Raw genomic sequence first — 15,960 nt, 5'->3', positions numbered from 1 at the left:
TTTTTTATGCCTGCTCGCCGACGTACGTCGCGCCCGCACCTTGTACGTCGCGCATCCTGCGCGACCATCGACACCGCCCCGTGCGCCCAAGGCGCACGCTACGACGGGGTGAACGACCGTGCCACGTAAGTCGCGCATCCTGCGCGACCATCGACACCGCCCCGTGCGCCCAAGGCGCACGCTACGACGGGGATAACGACCGTGCCACGTAAGTCGCGCATCCTGCGCGACCATCGACATCGCCCCGTGCGCCCAAGGCGCACGCTACGACGTTATGATATAATGTGATGATTCTTTTGGATTTGAGGTTTTTTTGTGTGGCCTTTAGCTTCTCATCACAGCTTTAAAATTAACAACTATGCTTCAGACGTGTTTAACGTTACCAGCGTTGCCGAAGCACGAAGCGTAGCCAACCTGGATAACTACTTAATCTTAGGCGAAGGCACTAATACGCTATTCATAGATAACTATGACGGTGTAATAGTAAAGAGCTGCATCACCGGCATTTCCTACGAAGAGAAGAAATCAGGCTGGCATATTCGCGTTGGTGCGCAGGAAAACTGGCATGACTTTGTCGTCTGGACATTGACTAAAAACATCTGCGGATTAGAGAACCTTGTTTTGATTCCTGGTTCAGTTGGAGCCGCACCTGTACAAAACATTGGCGCATATGGCGTAGAGGTAAGTCAATATATCCAAAGTGTTGAAGCTGTTCATATTGACACGGGTGAGTCTCACACGATAGCCAACACTGAATGTGAGTTTAGCTATCGTGATAGTATTTTTAAAAAGAATCCACGTAGTTGGCTTATCACCCACGTTAATTTTAATATATCAAAAGCTTGGCAACCTAATTTAAGCTATCCCGCACTCGCAGATCTTAACAACCAAACCTCAATATCGGCGCGAGCAATTGCAGATGCTGTCACTGCTATTCGGTCATCAAAGCTTCCCAATCCAAATGAGATACCTAATGCAGGCTCGTTTTTTAAAAACCCAGTGGTTTCCGCTGAGCGCTATCAACAACTCATTGAAGACTTTCCTAACCTCATTGCATTCGAAGTAGGTGGTGACTATAAGTTGGCCGCCGGCTGGTTGATAGAGCAGTTAGGCTTAAAGGGCACCTGTTGTGGTGACTGTTGTGTTCATGATAAGCAGGCGCTGGTGCTTGTTAATCGAGGTAATGCAACAGGAGATAATGTGTTAGCGTTGTGTCGCTTGATCCAGCAACGTGTCGAACAAAGGTTCGGTGTCATACTCGAGCCAGAAGTTCGAATGATCGGTCGCAATGGTCTCATTGACGATATAACGAAATACCAGAGATCATGATTATGAAAATTGAACAACGGCTAGAGCAACTTATAAAGTTACTGAGTGATGGTGAATTTCACTCGGGCGAAGCGCTGGGTCAAGCCATGTCTGTCTCGCGCGCTGCTATTAACCAATATATTGAAAAGCTTGATGAACTTGGAATTGACGTATTTTCGGTTTCAGGTAAAGGCTACCGGCTAGCAACATCGATTGAATTACTCAATGCTGAAGATATAACAGCCACAAGCCGGCTACCTGAAAATATGTTAAACGTAAGCTCAATTGTTGGATCGACTAACGATGATCTTAAGCAATTAAGCGATACACAACAGTTACCTCAGGGTTATGCAATATTGGCAGAGGCGCAAACACAAGGCCGTGGTCGGAGAGGTAAACAATGGATCTCACCATTTGGTACTAATCTTTATATCAGCTTGTACTGGCGGTTAGAAGAAGGCCTGGGGCGCGCTATGGGATTAAGCCTAGCGGTAGGTCTAGCCATTGCACGCGTTCTTCGCGAGCAACTTGATATCGAACACGTTGCAGTTAAGTGGCCTAATGATGTGTACATTAATGATCAAAAAGTGGCTGGTATTTTGATAGATATCGACAGCCTTGATGATGGCAGTGCACGTTGTGTGATTGGTATAGGTATCAATTTGACTTTGCCAGAGACAGCCGCTCAGTCCATTGATCAAGCGTGGACCGACGTGAATAGCCATTTAGCGTTACCATTACAGCGGAATCAATTTGCCGGTCGTATACATCAATATCTCGTCAGCACGCTAGAAGAGTATGAAAATGCTGGCTTTGCACAGTTCGCCTCATTGTGGCGACAGTACGATAAGTTCGATAACAAGCCCGTTCGATTATTGTTAGGTGAGCGTAAGGTTGATGGGCTGTGTCGTGGTGTGGACGAAACAGGCGCACTGTTAGTTGAGGTAGACGGTGGTGTAAAACGCTTTTTTGGTGGCGAGATATCTGTGAGGTCTGCTGATGCGACTAGTTATTGATAGCGGCAATACGCGAACTAAGCTTGCGATCTACGACAATAGGCAACTCGTTCGTGAACACAAATACGTTAACACTGAATTGCTTATCAACGACCATTGGGTCAATGAGTTAGCGGACGTTGCGGGTGACATTGAGTCATCGTGTGGCTGCTCTGTTGCTAACCAAGAAGTTAAGCGGGCCATTGAGCAAGGTCTAAGCAGACTGTCAATCTCAATTGATTGGCTTGCCAGCACGAGAGCTTGGCGGGATGTAAAGAATGCCTATTCAGAGCCCGAGAAGCTGGGGGCTGACCGTTGGTTTGCTTTATTAGGGTACCGTTCTGAAGCGCGTAAAAATTGTATGATCATCGACGCAGGCACCGCCATGACAATTGATTGGATGACGGCAACGGGTCAGCATTTGGGTGGGTGGATTGTGCCAGGACGTCGTTTAATGCACGAATCGATGCATCAAAAAACGGCATTGGTTAAGGGCGAGCTCTCTGACGAATGTTTCCGAGAGCCTGCAACCAATACCGTGACCGCAATGAGTTATGGTGTTCATTACGCACTAGTAGGCGCAATTAGTCAGGCGCTTCACGTCAGTCGGCAGCACTTTAATGACCAACCGTTTGATATTGTGGTGACAGGAGGCGATGGCGAACGACTCATCCAATCTGTGAGCCGCTTAGAACCCATTAACTATCTTCGAAAAGATGATTTAGTATTTAAGGGTTTGCTGGTGGCTGCCGATAATGAATCATAAACATTGGCTTTAAGGTAGGATGATGAGGCAGTTCTTTATAGTAGTCGCGTTGACTGTCTTTGGTTCTGGCTCTGTTGTAGCGCAGGAACAGGGTGGAGAGCTTGAGGCGGTTCAACTGTACAGTGATGCCGATCTGGTCGATATGTTTGCTAATAACACGCACTTGAATCGTGTAGAGAAACAAGACCGTTGTCAGCTAGTTCAGGATATCGAAGCACAAGCCGATATTGAACAACGTCCGACATATCAGTTCTTATACGGCGACATGCTCGCTTGGGGAATTTGCTATGAGCAAGATGAAGCGTTGGGTATTCTCTATATGGAAAAGGCTGCACAGCAAGGTCTGATTGCGGCCCTCGAGCAATTGGGACGTTATTATCATCAGGGTACTCTGGTACAAAAAGATGTCGATAGAGCGATATTGTATCTGCGAGAGGCTGCCTCACTCGGGAATATACCTGCGCAATTGCGGCTTGCCGATATATTGGTTGCAGGTCAGGGCAGTCCCTACGACTTTAAAAATGCTTATCGGTGGTTACACCATGCCGTAACCGCTGATGAATCAACGCACCAGGCGATTGCAAAACGGATGAATCAGCTCGCTCAGCTTATGCCACCGTCGGTCATTGAAAATGCAAAAAGCCCCTTAAATTAGGGGCTTTTTAATGAGTAGGTTCAAGATAGGCGTGAACGGAAATCGTCGTACGTGAAGTGTCGGACAACATCAAAGCTACCGTCTTCACGTAGAATGCCAATATCTGGATGTTGTACACCATTAAAGAACGTTGTTTTTACCATGGTGTAATGCATCATGTCAGCAAAGACTAATCGGTCGCCGGGTTTTAACGGCTCATCAAAGCTGTATTCGCCGATGACGTCACCGGCCAAACAACTGTTGCCACCGAGGCGGTATCGGTAAGGTTTATCAGCAGGTAACCCTGCACCCTCGATATGCGGTCGGTATGGCATTTCAAGAACGTCTGGCATGTGCGCAGTAGCGGAGATGTCTAACAGTGCGATAGAACCTTGGTTCTCGACAATATCCACCACTTCACAGACCAATGGACCGGTCTGCCAAGCAACCGCTGATCCTGGCTCTAATATAATATCTAAGTTGTAAGTCGCTTTTAACCGTTGCAACTGGCTAATTAGATGGTCAACATCATACCCTTCGCGCGTCATTAAATGACCGCCACCCAGGTTTAACCACTTCACCTGATGCAACAAATCGCCAAACTTGTTCTCTACTGCTGCGAGCGTCCGCTCCAACGCATAGGAGTCGCATTCACACAGGTTGTGTACGTGTATACCTTCAACACCATCTAACGAGACGTTTTCGAGCTCACTTGCGCGTACACCGAGTCGTGAGCCCGGTGCGCTGGGATCATAGAGTTCGGTATCGGCCTCTTGGTGTTCCGGATTGACCCGCAAACCGACAGATACGCCGGCCGCCTTCGCTTGACCGGCATAGGCTTCCCATTGCGTGATGCTATTAAAAGAGATGTGGTTAACAATCGGCAGCAACTGTTTGATATCCTCCGCCTTATAGGCTGGAGCATAAGCATGGACTTCACTGCCGAACTTATCGGCAGCAAGTTGAGCTTCCCAAACCGAGCTCGCTGTACATCCTTTCAAATACTGCTTAATAAGCGGAAAAGCTGACCACATAGAATAGCCCTTAAGCGCCAGAATGATACTGGCGCCGCTTTCCTCTTGCACACGTTTCATCAACTCAAGATTGCTACGCAGCAATGCCTCGTCGAGTACGTAACAAGGCGAGGGTATATCCTCACGCAGGTACTTGTTCATATTACTCACCGAACGGCTGCTCACATTCCGTGACGTGCCAAGGCAAGCCATACTGATTTAGGCGATTCATGAATTCATCTGGGTCGAACTGTTCCATGTTCCAAACACCTGGTTTCATCCATTCGCCCTGCAACATCATCGCTGCTCCAATCATAGCGGGTACGCCGGTGGTGTACGAGACCGCTTGAGCGCCCACTTCTTTGTTGGTTTCAGCATGGTCACAGTTATTGTAAATAAAGATGGTCTTTTCTTTACCATCTTTCATACCTGTTACATAGGTACCAATACAAGTTTTGCCGGTGTAGCCTTCAGCTAGCGAACCAGGGTTAGGCAACACCGCCTTCAGAAACTCGAGTGGCACGATGTCTTGTCCTTGAAACTGAACGGGCTTGATTGACGTCATGCCAACATTCTCTAATACGCGCAAATGCGTCAAGTATTGGTCGCCAAAGGTCATCCAGAAACGCGCGCGCTTAATGGTTGGGAAATGCTTAACCAAAGATTCAAGCTCTTCGTGATACAGGAGGTAAGAAGGGCGCTCACCAACATTGGGATAATCCAAATCCTTACGGACGCTGATTGGGTCAGTTTCGTGCCATTCACCATTTTCCCAGAACTTACCCTTTTGCGTGATCTCGCGAATATTGATCTCTGGATTAAAGTTAGTCGCAAAGGCTTGCCCATGGTCACCGCCATTACAGTCCACGATATCGAGATAATGAATCTCATCAAAGTAGTGCTTCGCAGCGTAAGCTGTAAATACGTTAGTCACGCCCGGATCGAATCCAGCGCCTAACAGCGCCATCAGACCTTTCTCTTTAAAGCGTTCCTGATACGCCCACTGCCACGAGTATTCGAATTTAGCTTCATCTTTAGGTTCATAGTTAGCGGTGTCGAGATAGTGCACGCCGGTCTCTAAACACGCGTCCATGATCGGCAAGTCTTGGTATGGCAAGGCAACGTTGATAACCAATTTAGGCTGCACTTGGCGAATCAAATCCGCGACTTTAGCGGAATCGTCAGCGTCTACTTGATACACACCCACCACGCGATCGTCGCCTGCTTGTTCTTGCAAGGCTTCACACTTAGAAAGGGTACGGCTTGCCAAATGAATTTCTGAGAACACTTCTGGCAACTTGGCACATTTTTGTACAACTACGCCGGCAACACCGCCCGCGCCAATGATTAAAACCTTAGACATTCGCTCTTTCCTCTATCGTAAATGCGGTATCATTTCTTGCTGCGAAAGATAGCATAAAATTATCAGTGCTTCATTCGCTATCTTTGCTTTGTGTAACTGCCATGTTGAGCTCATTTGCTGCAAATGTCCAAAGCTTGCTGACGTGTTCGATAGACATCCATGTTGGTCGATCATTTAAGTGACCGGCAGAAGGCTGTGTGAGTAGTAGTATCGGCTTATTACAGCTTTGCGCGCGTTGCAAACCGGCAGCAAGCTTGAAGCTGTGCCAGGGTGCAACGCGAGTATTGTTTTGCGATGTGCTGACAATCGTGGCCGGGTAACAGGTTGCGCTATCGATGTTGTGTAGTGGAGAATAGCTATAGAGCGTTTTAAATTGTAATGCATCACTACTTAACCCGTACTCAGTAGACCACGCTTTAGCGTTCGCATTGGCTGTTTGATAGCGCAGCATGTCAAATAACCCATTATCAAGTAGCGCGACGTTAAATAGCTCGGGCGACTCGACCATTACTGCAGCACCAAGCATTGCACCATTACTGCGTCCGTAAAACGCCAACTGAGTGTGTGTGGTGTATTGGTTTTTGATTAGGTACTGTGCGGCGCCTTCAATATCATCAATCACCTGTAGCTTACCCGCTAATCGGCCTGCATCATGCCACTGTTCGCCAAACTCGCCACCACCGCGAACATTCGCTATCGCGACTTGGCCCCCGAGTTCTAACCAAGTTAACCAAGCAGGGTTGTATGTAGGTAGCATCGAGATACCAAAGCCACCATAGGCGATGAGCAGCGTTGGACGTTCCGTAGGTGCGGACTCAACATCCTTGCCAACGATAAACATCGGGATCGGCTGACCATCAGTGGAGGTGTACGTAATTTGTTTTGCTTGGTAGTTGTCGACCCCTGCCGGCTGTTTAAAAGAACGCCAAAGTGTCGTGCGTTGCTGCGCTGCTTGGTAGCGATAGATGCTGCCAGGTTGAGTGAACTGTTCAAATTTAAAGAAAGCCTCGCGTCCGGCTTTATGTGCTGTGAGCTCTGAAATATGGCCTTGTCCAGGGAGCGCTAGCTCCCGTAATACATGCCCTTTTGAATTCAAAATAACTAAGCGTGACTGAGCTTTATCTAAATAATGAGCAATGATCTGGTCATCAATCACAACAGCGTCAGCCAGAGTTTGCTGTTGTTCCTCTACTACTATCTGCTGAGATTGCCACGGTTGCTGGATGTTTAATGCGACGAGTAACCCCCGGCCTTGCTCGCCTCGTAGTTTAAATATAAGTGACTGTTCGTTGCTTCCGATAAAAGTGGCGAATTCATTATCGGGGAAATTTATTTCAACCAGCTCCTTCGACTGTTGGGCATCAGCCATCAAGTACCAACTATTTTTATCAAAGCCGGAGGTCGCTTTGATTAACACTGCGGAGGCATCGGGTAACGTATAGATATAACTATCATGCTTGAGCCCCGTGGCGATACGTTTGTCTTGTGTTTGTGGGGAACCGATGTGGTGGAAGTAAGGCTGAACCTGCGCTTGACCATCGTAATCGCCATCATTGGTTTTCGGATAGCGGCTGTAGTAGAACCCCTTCGAGTCCTTGGTCCAGGCGAGCTGAGTAAATTTCACACCACTGATCACGGGTTGCGTGGGCGGTTCTGGCTTAGCCACTGGTGTGATGTACCAATCGACCCAGTCGCTCCCCTGTTGACTTAACGAGTAAGCGATAGTCGTGCCGTCAGGTGATACACTATAGTCGTGAATCGAGGTCGTGCCAGCGGGATCAAGTTGGTTTGGATCAACCACAATATGGGGTGCGCCCGAATCTGATTGACGCACGTAGAGTACCAACTGATCTTGCAAGCCATCGTTTTGCAGGTAAAACCAATGTCCAGCGACTTCGGTGGGCGCGCTGGTTCGTTCGTAATTTGATAATTCCGTTAGCCGCTGTCTAATAAACTCGGCGCTATTTAACTGACGCAAATGTTGTTCCGTATAAGCATCCTGTGCAGTTAGCCACTGCTGTATCTCGGCGCTTTGCTGGTTTTCTAAATTGCGAAAGTCGTCAGTGACCACTTCGCCGTGATAGTTATCGGTCGCGGATTGTGAGGCAAGCGGGGGATAGCCATAGGGATTCTCAGGCTTGGCTGCTGGTTTTTCGTTTTGGCTCGAGCATGCTGAGACTAAAGCGAAAATTAACAGGCTAACAAACCGCGTGTGCTTCATAGGATATCCCTTTGATTAAATTATTTGACTATTCTATGAACCCTCAGCCAACGACTCAATCGCTTTACAGAATTTTAGCGATGTCTGAACGCATTAGTGCGCTGAGTTGTTTGAGCGAGTCCGCATTATAAGTTTGTTTGAGTGACTGTATCGCGTTTTGAGGAACGGCAAAGTCCGATGGCGTGAAGTGGATAGCATCGTGATCACTCACCCACGCGCAGGCTAACAAAACACTATCGAGCGGCAAAACACCCTCTTTAAAAGCGTTTAGTAAAGCGTTTGCGGTAGCATTGAGCCTACTTGATGGAAGGTGTCCAGCAAACCACCAACGTAGCTGCGCTGTTCCCCATTCAAACAGCGGTGAGCACAAGGCTTCGGATTCTGCAGTTAACGGGGAGACCCAAAGCGAAGCATAGCGAGCGCTGACGCGATCTTGCTTACTACTGAGTCGGACCAGCTGGTAGCCGTTGGCACGCCAAAACTGAGCTAAACCAGATTCGTAACCAAAACTTGTACCTAATGCATGCACGTTTTGCGTCGTTGCCCATTGCCGAATGGCTGTGAGTACAGCTGAGGCGATGCGTTGTCGGCGGTGATTTTCTTGTACCGCGATTCTACTCACTCGGCACCATCGCAATGCTGCTAAGCGGGGACTTTGTAGAAAGTAACTGAGGCTCTGAGGTAATAAATTTCCAGGTGGACGGCGTTTACCTTGTTGTACTTGCAAGGTGAGCTCATCGGCCAATGGACCTTCTAGTACGAGCCAAGCAACCGCGACGACGGAACCATTATTAACGTGCAAGTAAAGGTGGTGTAGCGGTTCGTCGAGCAGTAGTTTGAGGTCATTTGGACTACTTTGATAGTGAGCCTCGAGTAGCAACTCAAATGCTTGGTGCAATACATCCTCTGGTAGTTGGCTTGCGTGATATACGCCACTATCCACTGACTGGGTTAAGCATTGAGGCGCCGCATTAAGCAGTAATGCTTCCTTTAGCCAATGTTCTAAAGGGTCACCTGTTAACCAACGCAGGGGCTCTTGCAACGTATGTACCTTGACCCTGCTAAATGTGCGCTTGGCCCATTCAATAAAGTGAATAGCAAAACCACGACCACACCCCTCGTAGCCATCTACCGTAGTGGCTAGCATCCAAGCTGGATATTTCTGTACCAACTGTTGCATCGCCCACAGAGGAATACCGGCCGCTTCATCAATGATGAGTCGCTCTGTCGAGCCGTGTTGTTTGATCAGTGTGTCCCAAGCAACAAAGTGAGCATGAGGTGCGTGCTTCAGTAATACTTGAGCATTCGCTTTTCTGGGCGCTGTAACAATACATTGGTTTGCGCTGTCGGCTTGAGCAAGCGCTGTCCCTAAGCAACTACTTTTGCCACGCCCCCTTGATGCAATTACTATATGCACGGATTCTTTGTCCTGCAACTGTTGGACAAGGTCCTGTTGGGCTGCCGTAGGCAGTGAAGGTGGCTTAGCATCGCTTGTGGCCTCAATGGGCGAACGCATTTGCCAACAATCGATGAGCCGATTTAACGCGGGAGAAGGCCGTTGTGGCGTCAGTAGCACTAGCTCGCCACCGGCCATCAAAGTGCCACACAAAGCGGCTATGGCATCAAAATTCAGTTGGTTTCGACAGTCAATGACGACCTGGTTGAACTCGTGTCCAAGGAAGTCTCTATAACGGTTGGTGGCCGCATGGGCTGCGGTATCAGAGTCAGATAAATAAAGCGAAAGTTTGTTGGGACATGTTTCGAAAGAGGGGCTCAAAAGAGCCCCATCTGAAATGATATGTAATTGCCTAAAGCCAGTATGTTTTAGAACCACGTGATGCCAAAGAATTTGCTTAATACCGTGTTGATGAATACCACAAATAGGATAGCTGGAATAAAGGTGGTAATGGACACACGTACGTATTTAGCTAAGAAGGTATTGGGGTAATTGCTATTACCCTCAGATAACTCTTTTTCAAGGCTGCTATACCGCCAGTGCCACCAAACAAACAAGCAAATGAGCAAGCCATTAAGCGGCAAAATGGTGTCATAAAAGACATCATAAATGACATCAAAAACAGATTTGGTTACACCACCGTAGCTAACAAATTCGGTAAATGCTGGAATGAATCCAAATGAAGTGGCTGCGATAATTGTGAGTACTGTAGTCGCAACACACATAATTGAGAGTGCTTTTTTACGCGACGTGCCACGTTGTTGAATGATGGCTGCCGTCGGTACCTCAATAATAGAAACCAACGAGGTAATGGCTGCAACAAAAGCCAGCAAGAAGAAAATGGTGGCCGCGATGCTGGCGCCAACATATCCAATCGATGCTTCTAACGCGATAAAAATTTGTGGGAAGAATGAAAAGATCATGCTTACCGAAGAATCGCTGAGTGAGTTAGGGTCTGTATTCGGATTAATTGCGAATATCGCCGGCAAGGTCATGAGACCTGCGGTGAAAGCGACCGCGGTGTCTGTTATCGCGACAAGCTTACCGGAGGTTACAATATCGTCCTTACGGCTGAAATAAGAGCCATAAGTGATGAGAATGCCCATACCGAGCGACAAGCTGAAAAAGGCTTGTGACAGTGCGCCACTGATGACAGAGCCATCAATTTTGCTGAAATCGGGGACCAAATAGAATTGGATACCGATCGATGCGTTATCCAATGAGAGTACAAAGATAACCAGCAAAATCAGCATAATAAATAACGCTGGCATAAGGAATTTAGCCGCTTTCTCTATACCCTGGCGAACGCCGCCCATAAGAATCACGTTGACGATTAAGGTGACTGCAACGAGGAAGCCAACGAAGCTGTAGTCGTTGACAAACTGGCCAAAGTAACTGGGGTCGGCCAATTTACTGAGGTCACCAATGGCTGCGTGATAAAGGTAGCCGAAAATCCAGACAGTGATAACCATATAAAATATAGCGATCATGAAAGGGGTAAGAACCGCTAGGAAACCGGAAAAGCTCCAAAATGGTTTGCCACTGCCTAATGCTAAGTATGAGCCCAATGGGTTTTTCTGCGCTTTGCGACCAAGCCCCATTTCGGCAAGCATAATAGGCAGACATATGAATGCAACAAAAAGTGCGTAAATTAGTAGAAAGGCTCCACCACCGTTTTTAGTTGCAGCGACAGGGAATCCAACCAGGTTACCGATACCAACCGCTGAGCCCGCAGCAGCCAGAATGAACCCGATCTTCGAACTGAATTGATCGCGTTGTTCGCTCATTAGTTTCCTTCTTCTTTTTAATTGTTATTGTCGAGCTCTTTTTGCGAGCTAAAAATTTAAGCAATCCTAGCAAGGGGCAGGGCAGTCGGCAAGCGTGCGCCTGCCCGTAATGCGATTAAAGGTGTAAAGCACAGGTTTAATAAGGAAATTTAAGAAGTTTTAACGCTTACCAAGACTGCATTTCTATAATTCGTGACACACAGCGCTGAAACGGAAACTTAAGTAACTCAGCTTGATACAGGCGTTCGGGCTCATCGGCAGCATTAAGTATGAGTAAGCAACCACGGTCGTAGCACTCATCGATCAACGCGATGAAACGGCGAGCCTCATTATCCAAGTGACTTTCGTGTTGATGAGTCGCGTTGCGTTGGTAGCCGTCCTCGACACCTTGTTGAGTCGAATTTTTTGGCTTAAAAGTAAAACGTGGAACTTTATCAACGGCGATATGCTTGTAGTGATCCGCGAGTTCCATATAGTCACGCTGGCTTCTTGGACCTGAGCAGAGCTGAGCGAAGTCAAATAGAATTGTATTTTTTGAGCGCCCTATGCAAGGTAAATCGCGGTTCATGATGGTCACTGGCTTATTATTAGACAACTGACCAAAGTGTGCGGCGACTTGCTGCTTAAAGTCTTGTGCTGACTGCTCAATAAAGTAATACGGCGCTTCACCCTGTTTTAGTCGGCGGTAATCAATACCTGAATCAAGGTCAATGATTTGGCATTGTCGCTCGAGCAACTGAATGAAGGGTTCAAAGCGGTGCCGTGCAAGGCCGCCCCGATACAGCTCCGACGGTGGCGTATTTGAGGTCGTGACGAGGGTGACACCATGACTAAACAACGCCTGCCAGAGATTACCTAACAGCATCGCATCACCGATGTCTTCGACGATAAATTCATCTAAACATATCACCCGATAGTCTTGAGCCCATACACCTGCGATAGTTAACAGTGGATCGGTCTCACCTTGGTGGTGATTGAGCTGATCATGAATGCGCTTCATGAAATGGTGATAATGCAAGCGAGTTTTTTCTGAAATAGCTAGGCTGTTATAGAATAAGTCCATTAGCATCGACTTGCCGCGACCGACGGGACCGTATATATAAACAGATTGTGGATGCGCCGATTGAACAAGTTGCTGGCGCAGAATATCAAGACGAGCGCACACCGATGCTTGCAGTGCGTCCGCTTGCAATTTTCCTGAGTGAATAAGGCTTTGATACTGTGTCTTTATCATAAAAAAAAGCGGCCGGTTGAGGGAACCGGCCGAACTCGTTGCTAGTGAACAGCCATTAATACATCATGCTGTAAAGAGTTCTACGCGCCTTCGATGCAAGCGGATCACCGTCAGGTAATTGATTGATAACGTCGAGTGCATATTTTTTAGCTTCAGTGCGTGCGGGATCCTTGCGCATCACTTCAAATAACAATGAAATGGCTTCTTCATCTCGGTGCGACTGGTGCAGTTGCAGCGCGAGTTTGATTTTTAATTCGCTATTATCTGGCTCTTCCTCGACCTGCGCTTGTAGTGCTTTAATCTCTGGCGAGTCGGCGCTATCTTCAGCGAGTTCGATTTTGCTCATGATCCGTTGATAGTCACTATCGTGCTCGACCATTGGGATCGTCGCCGCGAGCTCCTTAGCTTGTGCTAAACGACCGTGGTCGACCGCTGCTTCTGCCAATAATTTGATGGCGGTCATGTTGCTACTATCAATGTCAAAAGCCTGTTTGGCTTGCGTGTAGGCTTCCGCAGCGTTGCCTTCGGCAAGTGCTTGTTGTGCATTTTGAATAAAACTATCGGCTGGGCTTGGCAAATGGGGTTCGAGCATTGTCATAATTTCAGTTTCAGATTTAACCCCCGCGAAGCTGTCAACGGGCTGGCCGTCCTTAAAGAAGGCGACGGTAGGCAAACTACGAACGCCAAACTGCATGGCAAGCTCTTGTTGCTCGTCACAATTAATTTTTGCCAAGGTAATGTCGTCGGGGTATTGGCTCGCAATACGTTCTAATACCGGCATTAATTGTTTGCAAGGCTCGCACCAGTCAGCCCAAAAATCGATGATCACTAATCGCTCTTTCGAGCCTTCTAATAAAACTTGCTGAAAATTCTGCAGTGTAATGTCGACAATATTGCTCTGTGCCATGAGTCAGCCTTTATTTAAATGTATCAATACATAGCAACATCGGGGCAACCCGAAGGAAATTCAATGGCATCATTACTTGAGCCACGCCAGTAGCTTGTCTTTAAGTTTGGTGTAAGGTGGATAACGCAGCGCTACGTCGAACTTAAAGGAACGTTGCATGACTGCCTTTTGATGACTGAGCGTGTCAAAACCAAATTTACCGTGATAACGACCCATGCCACTTTGGCCAACGCCTCCAAACGGAAGCTCTTCGTTCAGCATAAACATCAACGTATCATTTGCGCAGTAGCTTCCGGCACTGACTTGCTCTTTAATTTGTTCGAGGGTGCGATTATTTTTACTAAAGGCGTAGCACGCTAAAGGTTTAGGCTTTGCTATCACGTAATCAATGGCGGCTTGTATGGACGTCACTGATTTGATTGGGAGTAGCGGACCAAAGATCTCTTCGTGATGAAGTGGGTGCTCGCTGTCCAGTCCATCTAAGTTGATAAGTGTGGGCGCGATATAGTTATCTTTACGCTGATAGTCTCCGCCACTGATGATGTCTGTGTCGTCGAGTAGCTTTACAAGACGTTGCCAATGGTTGGCACTAATAATCCGACCGTAATCATCGCTCTGTTGCGGGTCATTGCCGTAAAACAGTTCGATTTGCTCTTTGATTTTGCTTATCAACGTATCGCGAATGCTGTCCTGAACCAGCACATAATCCGGCGCTATACAGGTTTGACCGGCGTTAAGGTATTTGCCCCAGACCAAGCGCCGAGCGGTGACCTCAATATCGCAATCTTCACTTACAATTGCCGGACTTTTACCACCGAGCTCCAGTGTTGTCGGTGTCAGGTGTTGCGCTGCGTTACGTAAAACAGCTTTAGCACCATTACTACCGCCGGTGTAGAAAATATGATCAAAAGGTTGTTGGGTAAGTTCGTCAGCAACCGAGACATCACCGGTGACAACCTTAATCGCATGGTTGTCGATATAGTCGCCCAGCTTATTGGCGATGACCTCTGCGGTGTTTGGCGCATGTTCTGATGGCTTCAGTATCACACAGTTGCCAGCCGCAATGGCGGCAATCGCCGGCGCAATAAGTAGCTGTAGGGGATAATTCCACGCCCCTAGAATAAGCACTGTACCGAGCGGCTCAGGATAGAGTTGACTTGATCCAGGCCACGCCAATAACGGCGTTTTCACACGCGTCGGTTTAACCCACTTATTGAGATGCTTCAGTGTGTAATCGATGTGACTTAATAAATAGTTAAGCTCAGTTAATCGACTTTCGCTCGGATGTTTACCCAAGTCCTGCGTGAGGGCGCGCTCGATCGAAGACTGCTCTTTTGTGAGAAAGTTCTTAATGCCTTCTAGCTGTTGTTTACGCCAAAAAACCGGGCGTGAAAGCCCGGTTTTGTAGGTGTTACTGAGTGAATCAAATAACTCAGCTATTGATGGGGTGGTGCTCATTCAAGGCCGCCTAACGTGATGGTCTTAATTTCCAAGTACTCATCTATACCGTATTTTGACCCTTCACGTCCAATACCCGATTCTTTAATTCCGCCAAATGGATTGTAGGCGTGGGAAATCGCGCCTGTGTTGACACCGACCATGCCGTATTCAAGCCCTTCACTGACTCGGAATATGCGAGCAGTATCTTTAGCGGCAAAGTAGGAAGCAAGACCGAACGGAGTGTCGTTCGCCTGTTGAATCGCTTCTTCCTCAGTTTCAAAACTCGAAATTGCGATGACGGGACCGAAAATTTCTTCTTGAGTGATTTCCATGTCTTGGGTCACGCCCGAGATAACGGTCGGTGCATAGAATAGGTCGCCCAAATCGGTCATTACCGATCCGCCTTCTTCTATTTCTGCACCATCGGATTTGGCACTGATGACGAGCCGTTGAACTTTATCGACAGCGTCTTGATCAATCAATGGTCCCAGATCGACGTCTTCTTTATCACCTGGACCCACATTAAGCGCTTTAACCTTAGAGACCACTTTCTTAACGAAGGCTTCTTTTACGCTATCTTGCACCAACACACGGTTCGCTGAGATACATGTTTGACCGCCGTTGCGGAATTTACATGCCATCAACTGTTCCGCTGCTTCGTCTAGATCCGCATCATCGAACACAATGAAAGGTGCATTGCCACCGAGTTCGAGCGAGATCTTTTTAACGTTCTCAGCACACTGCTTCATTAGGATCTTGCCGACACCGGTTGAGCCAGTGAAAGACAGTTTTCTAACTTGTTTTGATGTTGCCAGAATTTCGCCCACGGTTTTTGA

Annotated in this window: 13 protein-coding genes; 4 read left to right on the top strand and 9 right to left on the bottom strand. The window is 47.6% G+C overall.

Going from position 1 to position 15,960, the window contains the following annotated elements:
• The first annotated feature begins 315 nt into the window (after positions 1-315).
• Genes murB through B2X00_RS05835 form a run of 4 tightly spaced genes read left to right on the top strand, consistent with a single transcriptional unit; the run spans position 316 to position 3,724 of the window.
• Positions 316-1,329 carry a UDP-N-acetylmuramate dehydrogenase gene (gene murB, locus B2X00_RS05850; RefSeq protein WP_290486504.1) on the top strand — a complete coding sequence of 338 codons (1,014 nt, stop codon included), beginning with the start codon at positions 316-318 and terminating at the stop codon, positions 1,327-1,329.
• Positions 1,330-1,331: 2 nt separating this feature from the next.
• Entirely contained in the window at positions 1,332-2,324 is a 993-nt protein-coding gene (gene birA / locus B2X00_RS05845) for a bifunctional biotin--[acetyl-CoA-carboxylase] ligase/biotin operon repressor BirA (protein WP_290486503.1), read from the top strand.
• On the top strand, positions 2,308-3,069 hold the full coding sequence (locus B2X00_RS05840; protein WP_290486502.1) for a type III pantothenate kinase: 762 nt from the start codon (positions 2,308-2,310) through the stop codon (positions 3,067-3,069). Before birA ends, B2X00_RS05840 begins: the two co-directional genes overlap by 17 nt.
• 22 nt (positions 3,070-3,091) lie before the next feature.
• The gene (locus B2X00_RS05835; RefSeq protein ID WP_290486506.1) at positions 3,092-3,724 is read left to right on the top strand and encodes a tetratricopeptide repeat protein; all 633 of its coding nucleotides are present in this window, start codon (positions 3,092-3,094) and stop codon (positions 3,722-3,724) included.
• Positions 3,725-3,744: 20 nt separating this feature from the next.
• Here the strand turns inward: B2X00_RS05835 and nspC are convergent, their stop codons facing one another.
• From nspC to B2X00_RS05790, 9 genes are all read right to left on the bottom strand, one after another.
• Complete coding sequence (gene nspC / locus B2X00_RS05830) at positions 3,745-4,878, bottom strand: carboxynorspermidine decarboxylase (protein WP_290486501.1); 1,134 nt, start codon at positions 4,876-4,878, stop codon at positions 3,745-3,747.
• A gap of 1 nt (position 4,879) precedes the next feature.
• A complete protein-coding gene (locus B2X00_RS05825) occupies positions 4,880-6,079 on the bottom strand; it encodes a saccharopine dehydrogenase family protein (protein WP_290486500.1) in 1,200 nt (399 codons plus the stop codon).
• Between the two features lie 70 nt (positions 6,080-6,149).
• Positions 6,150-8,300: a prolyl oligopeptidase family serine peptidase gene (locus B2X00_RS05820; RefSeq protein WP_290486499.1), complete on the bottom strand. Its 2,151-nt coding sequence runs from the start codon at positions 8,298-8,300 to the stop codon at positions 6,150-6,152.
• A 64-nt stretch (positions 8,301-8,364) separates the two neighbouring features.
• A complete protein-coding gene (locus B2X00_RS05815; protein WP_290486498.1) occupies positions 8,365-10,077 on the bottom strand; it encodes a GNAT family N-acetyltransferase in 1,713 nt (570 codons plus the stop codon).
• A gap of 47 nt (positions 10,078-10,124) precedes the next feature.
• Positions 10,125-11,543 (bottom strand): sodium-dependent transporter, encoded by a 1,419-nt coding sequence (locus tag B2X00_RS05810; protein WP_290486497.1) that lies wholly within the window; start codon positions 11,541-11,543, stop codon positions 10,125-10,127.
• 166 nt (positions 11,544-11,709) lie between these two features.
• On the bottom strand, positions 11,710-12,837 hold the full coding sequence (gene zapE, locus B2X00_RS05805; RefSeq protein ID WP_290486505.1) for a cell division protein ZapE: 1,128 nt from the start codon (positions 12,835-12,837) through the stop codon (positions 11,710-11,712).
• Positions 12,833-13,684, bottom strand: a complete 852-nt coding sequence (gene trxA / locus B2X00_RS05800; protein ID WP_290486496.1) for a thioredoxin — start codon at positions 13,682-13,684, stop codon at positions 12,833-12,835. The genes zapE and trxA overlap by 5 nt, the downstream gene beginning before the upstream one ends.
• A 72-nt stretch (positions 13,685-13,756) precedes the next feature.
• Positions 13,757-15,142 (bottom strand): aldehyde dehydrogenase family protein, encoded by a 1,386-nt coding sequence (locus tag B2X00_RS05795; protein WP_290486495.1) that lies wholly within the window; start codon positions 15,140-15,142, stop codon positions 13,757-13,759.
• The coding region (locus tag B2X00_RS05790; protein WP_290486494.1) for an aldehyde dehydrogenase family protein at positions 15,139-15,960 on the bottom strand (822 nt) is incomplete at its 5' end. The genes B2X00_RS05790 and B2X00_RS05795, both read right to left, overlap by 4 nt.

It is taken from the genome of Idiomarina sp. UBA3162 (assembly GCF_002364475.1).
In the GTDB taxonomy this organism is placed as follows: Bacteria; Pseudomonadota; Gammaproteobacteria; order Enterobacterales; family Alteromonadaceae; genus Idiomarina.
Note: the sequence above shows the minus strand (reverse complement) of the source record. Positions and strands in the feature narration are given on the sequence as shown.

What these genes read in the sequence shown, in the direction of transcription:
- B2X00_RS05810 (WP_290486497.1), bottom strand. Translation starts at nt 11,543, where the DNA reads ATGAGCGAACAACGCGATCAATTCAGTTCGAAGATCGGGTTCATTCTG.
- B2X00_RS05795 (WP_290486495.1), bottom strand. Translation starts at nt 15,142, where the DNA reads ATGAGCACCACCCCATCAATAGCTGAGTTATTTGATTCACTCAGTAAC.
- nspC (WP_290486501.1), bottom strand. Translation starts at nt 4,878, where the DNA reads ATGAACAAGTACCTGCGTGAGGATATACCCTCGCCTTGTTACGTACTC.
- B2X00_RS05820 (WP_290486499.1), bottom strand. Translation starts at nt 8,300, where the DNA reads ATGAAGCACACGCGGTTTGTTAGCCTGTTAATTTTCGCTTTAGTCTCA.
- B2X00_RS05840 (WP_290486502.1), top strand. Translation starts at nt 2,308, where the DNA reads ATGCGACTAGTTATTGATAGCGGCAATACGCGAACTAAGCTTGCGATC.
- B2X00_RS05825 (WP_290486500.1), bottom strand. Translation starts at nt 6,079, where the DNA reads ATGTCTAAGGTTTTAATCATTGGCGCGGGCGGTGTTGCCGGCGTAGTT.
- B2X00_RS05835 (WP_290486506.1), top strand. Translation starts at nt 3,092, where the DNA reads ATGAGGCAGTTCTTTATAGTAGTCGCGTTGACTGTCTTTGGTTCTGGC.
- trxA (WP_290486496.1), bottom strand. Translation starts at nt 13,684, where the DNA reads ATGGCACAGAGCAATATTGTCGACATTACACTGCAGAATTTTCAGCAA.
- birA (WP_290486503.1), top strand. Translation starts at nt 1,332, where the DNA reads ATGAAAATTGAACAACGGCTAGAGCAACTTATAAAGTTACTGAGTGAT.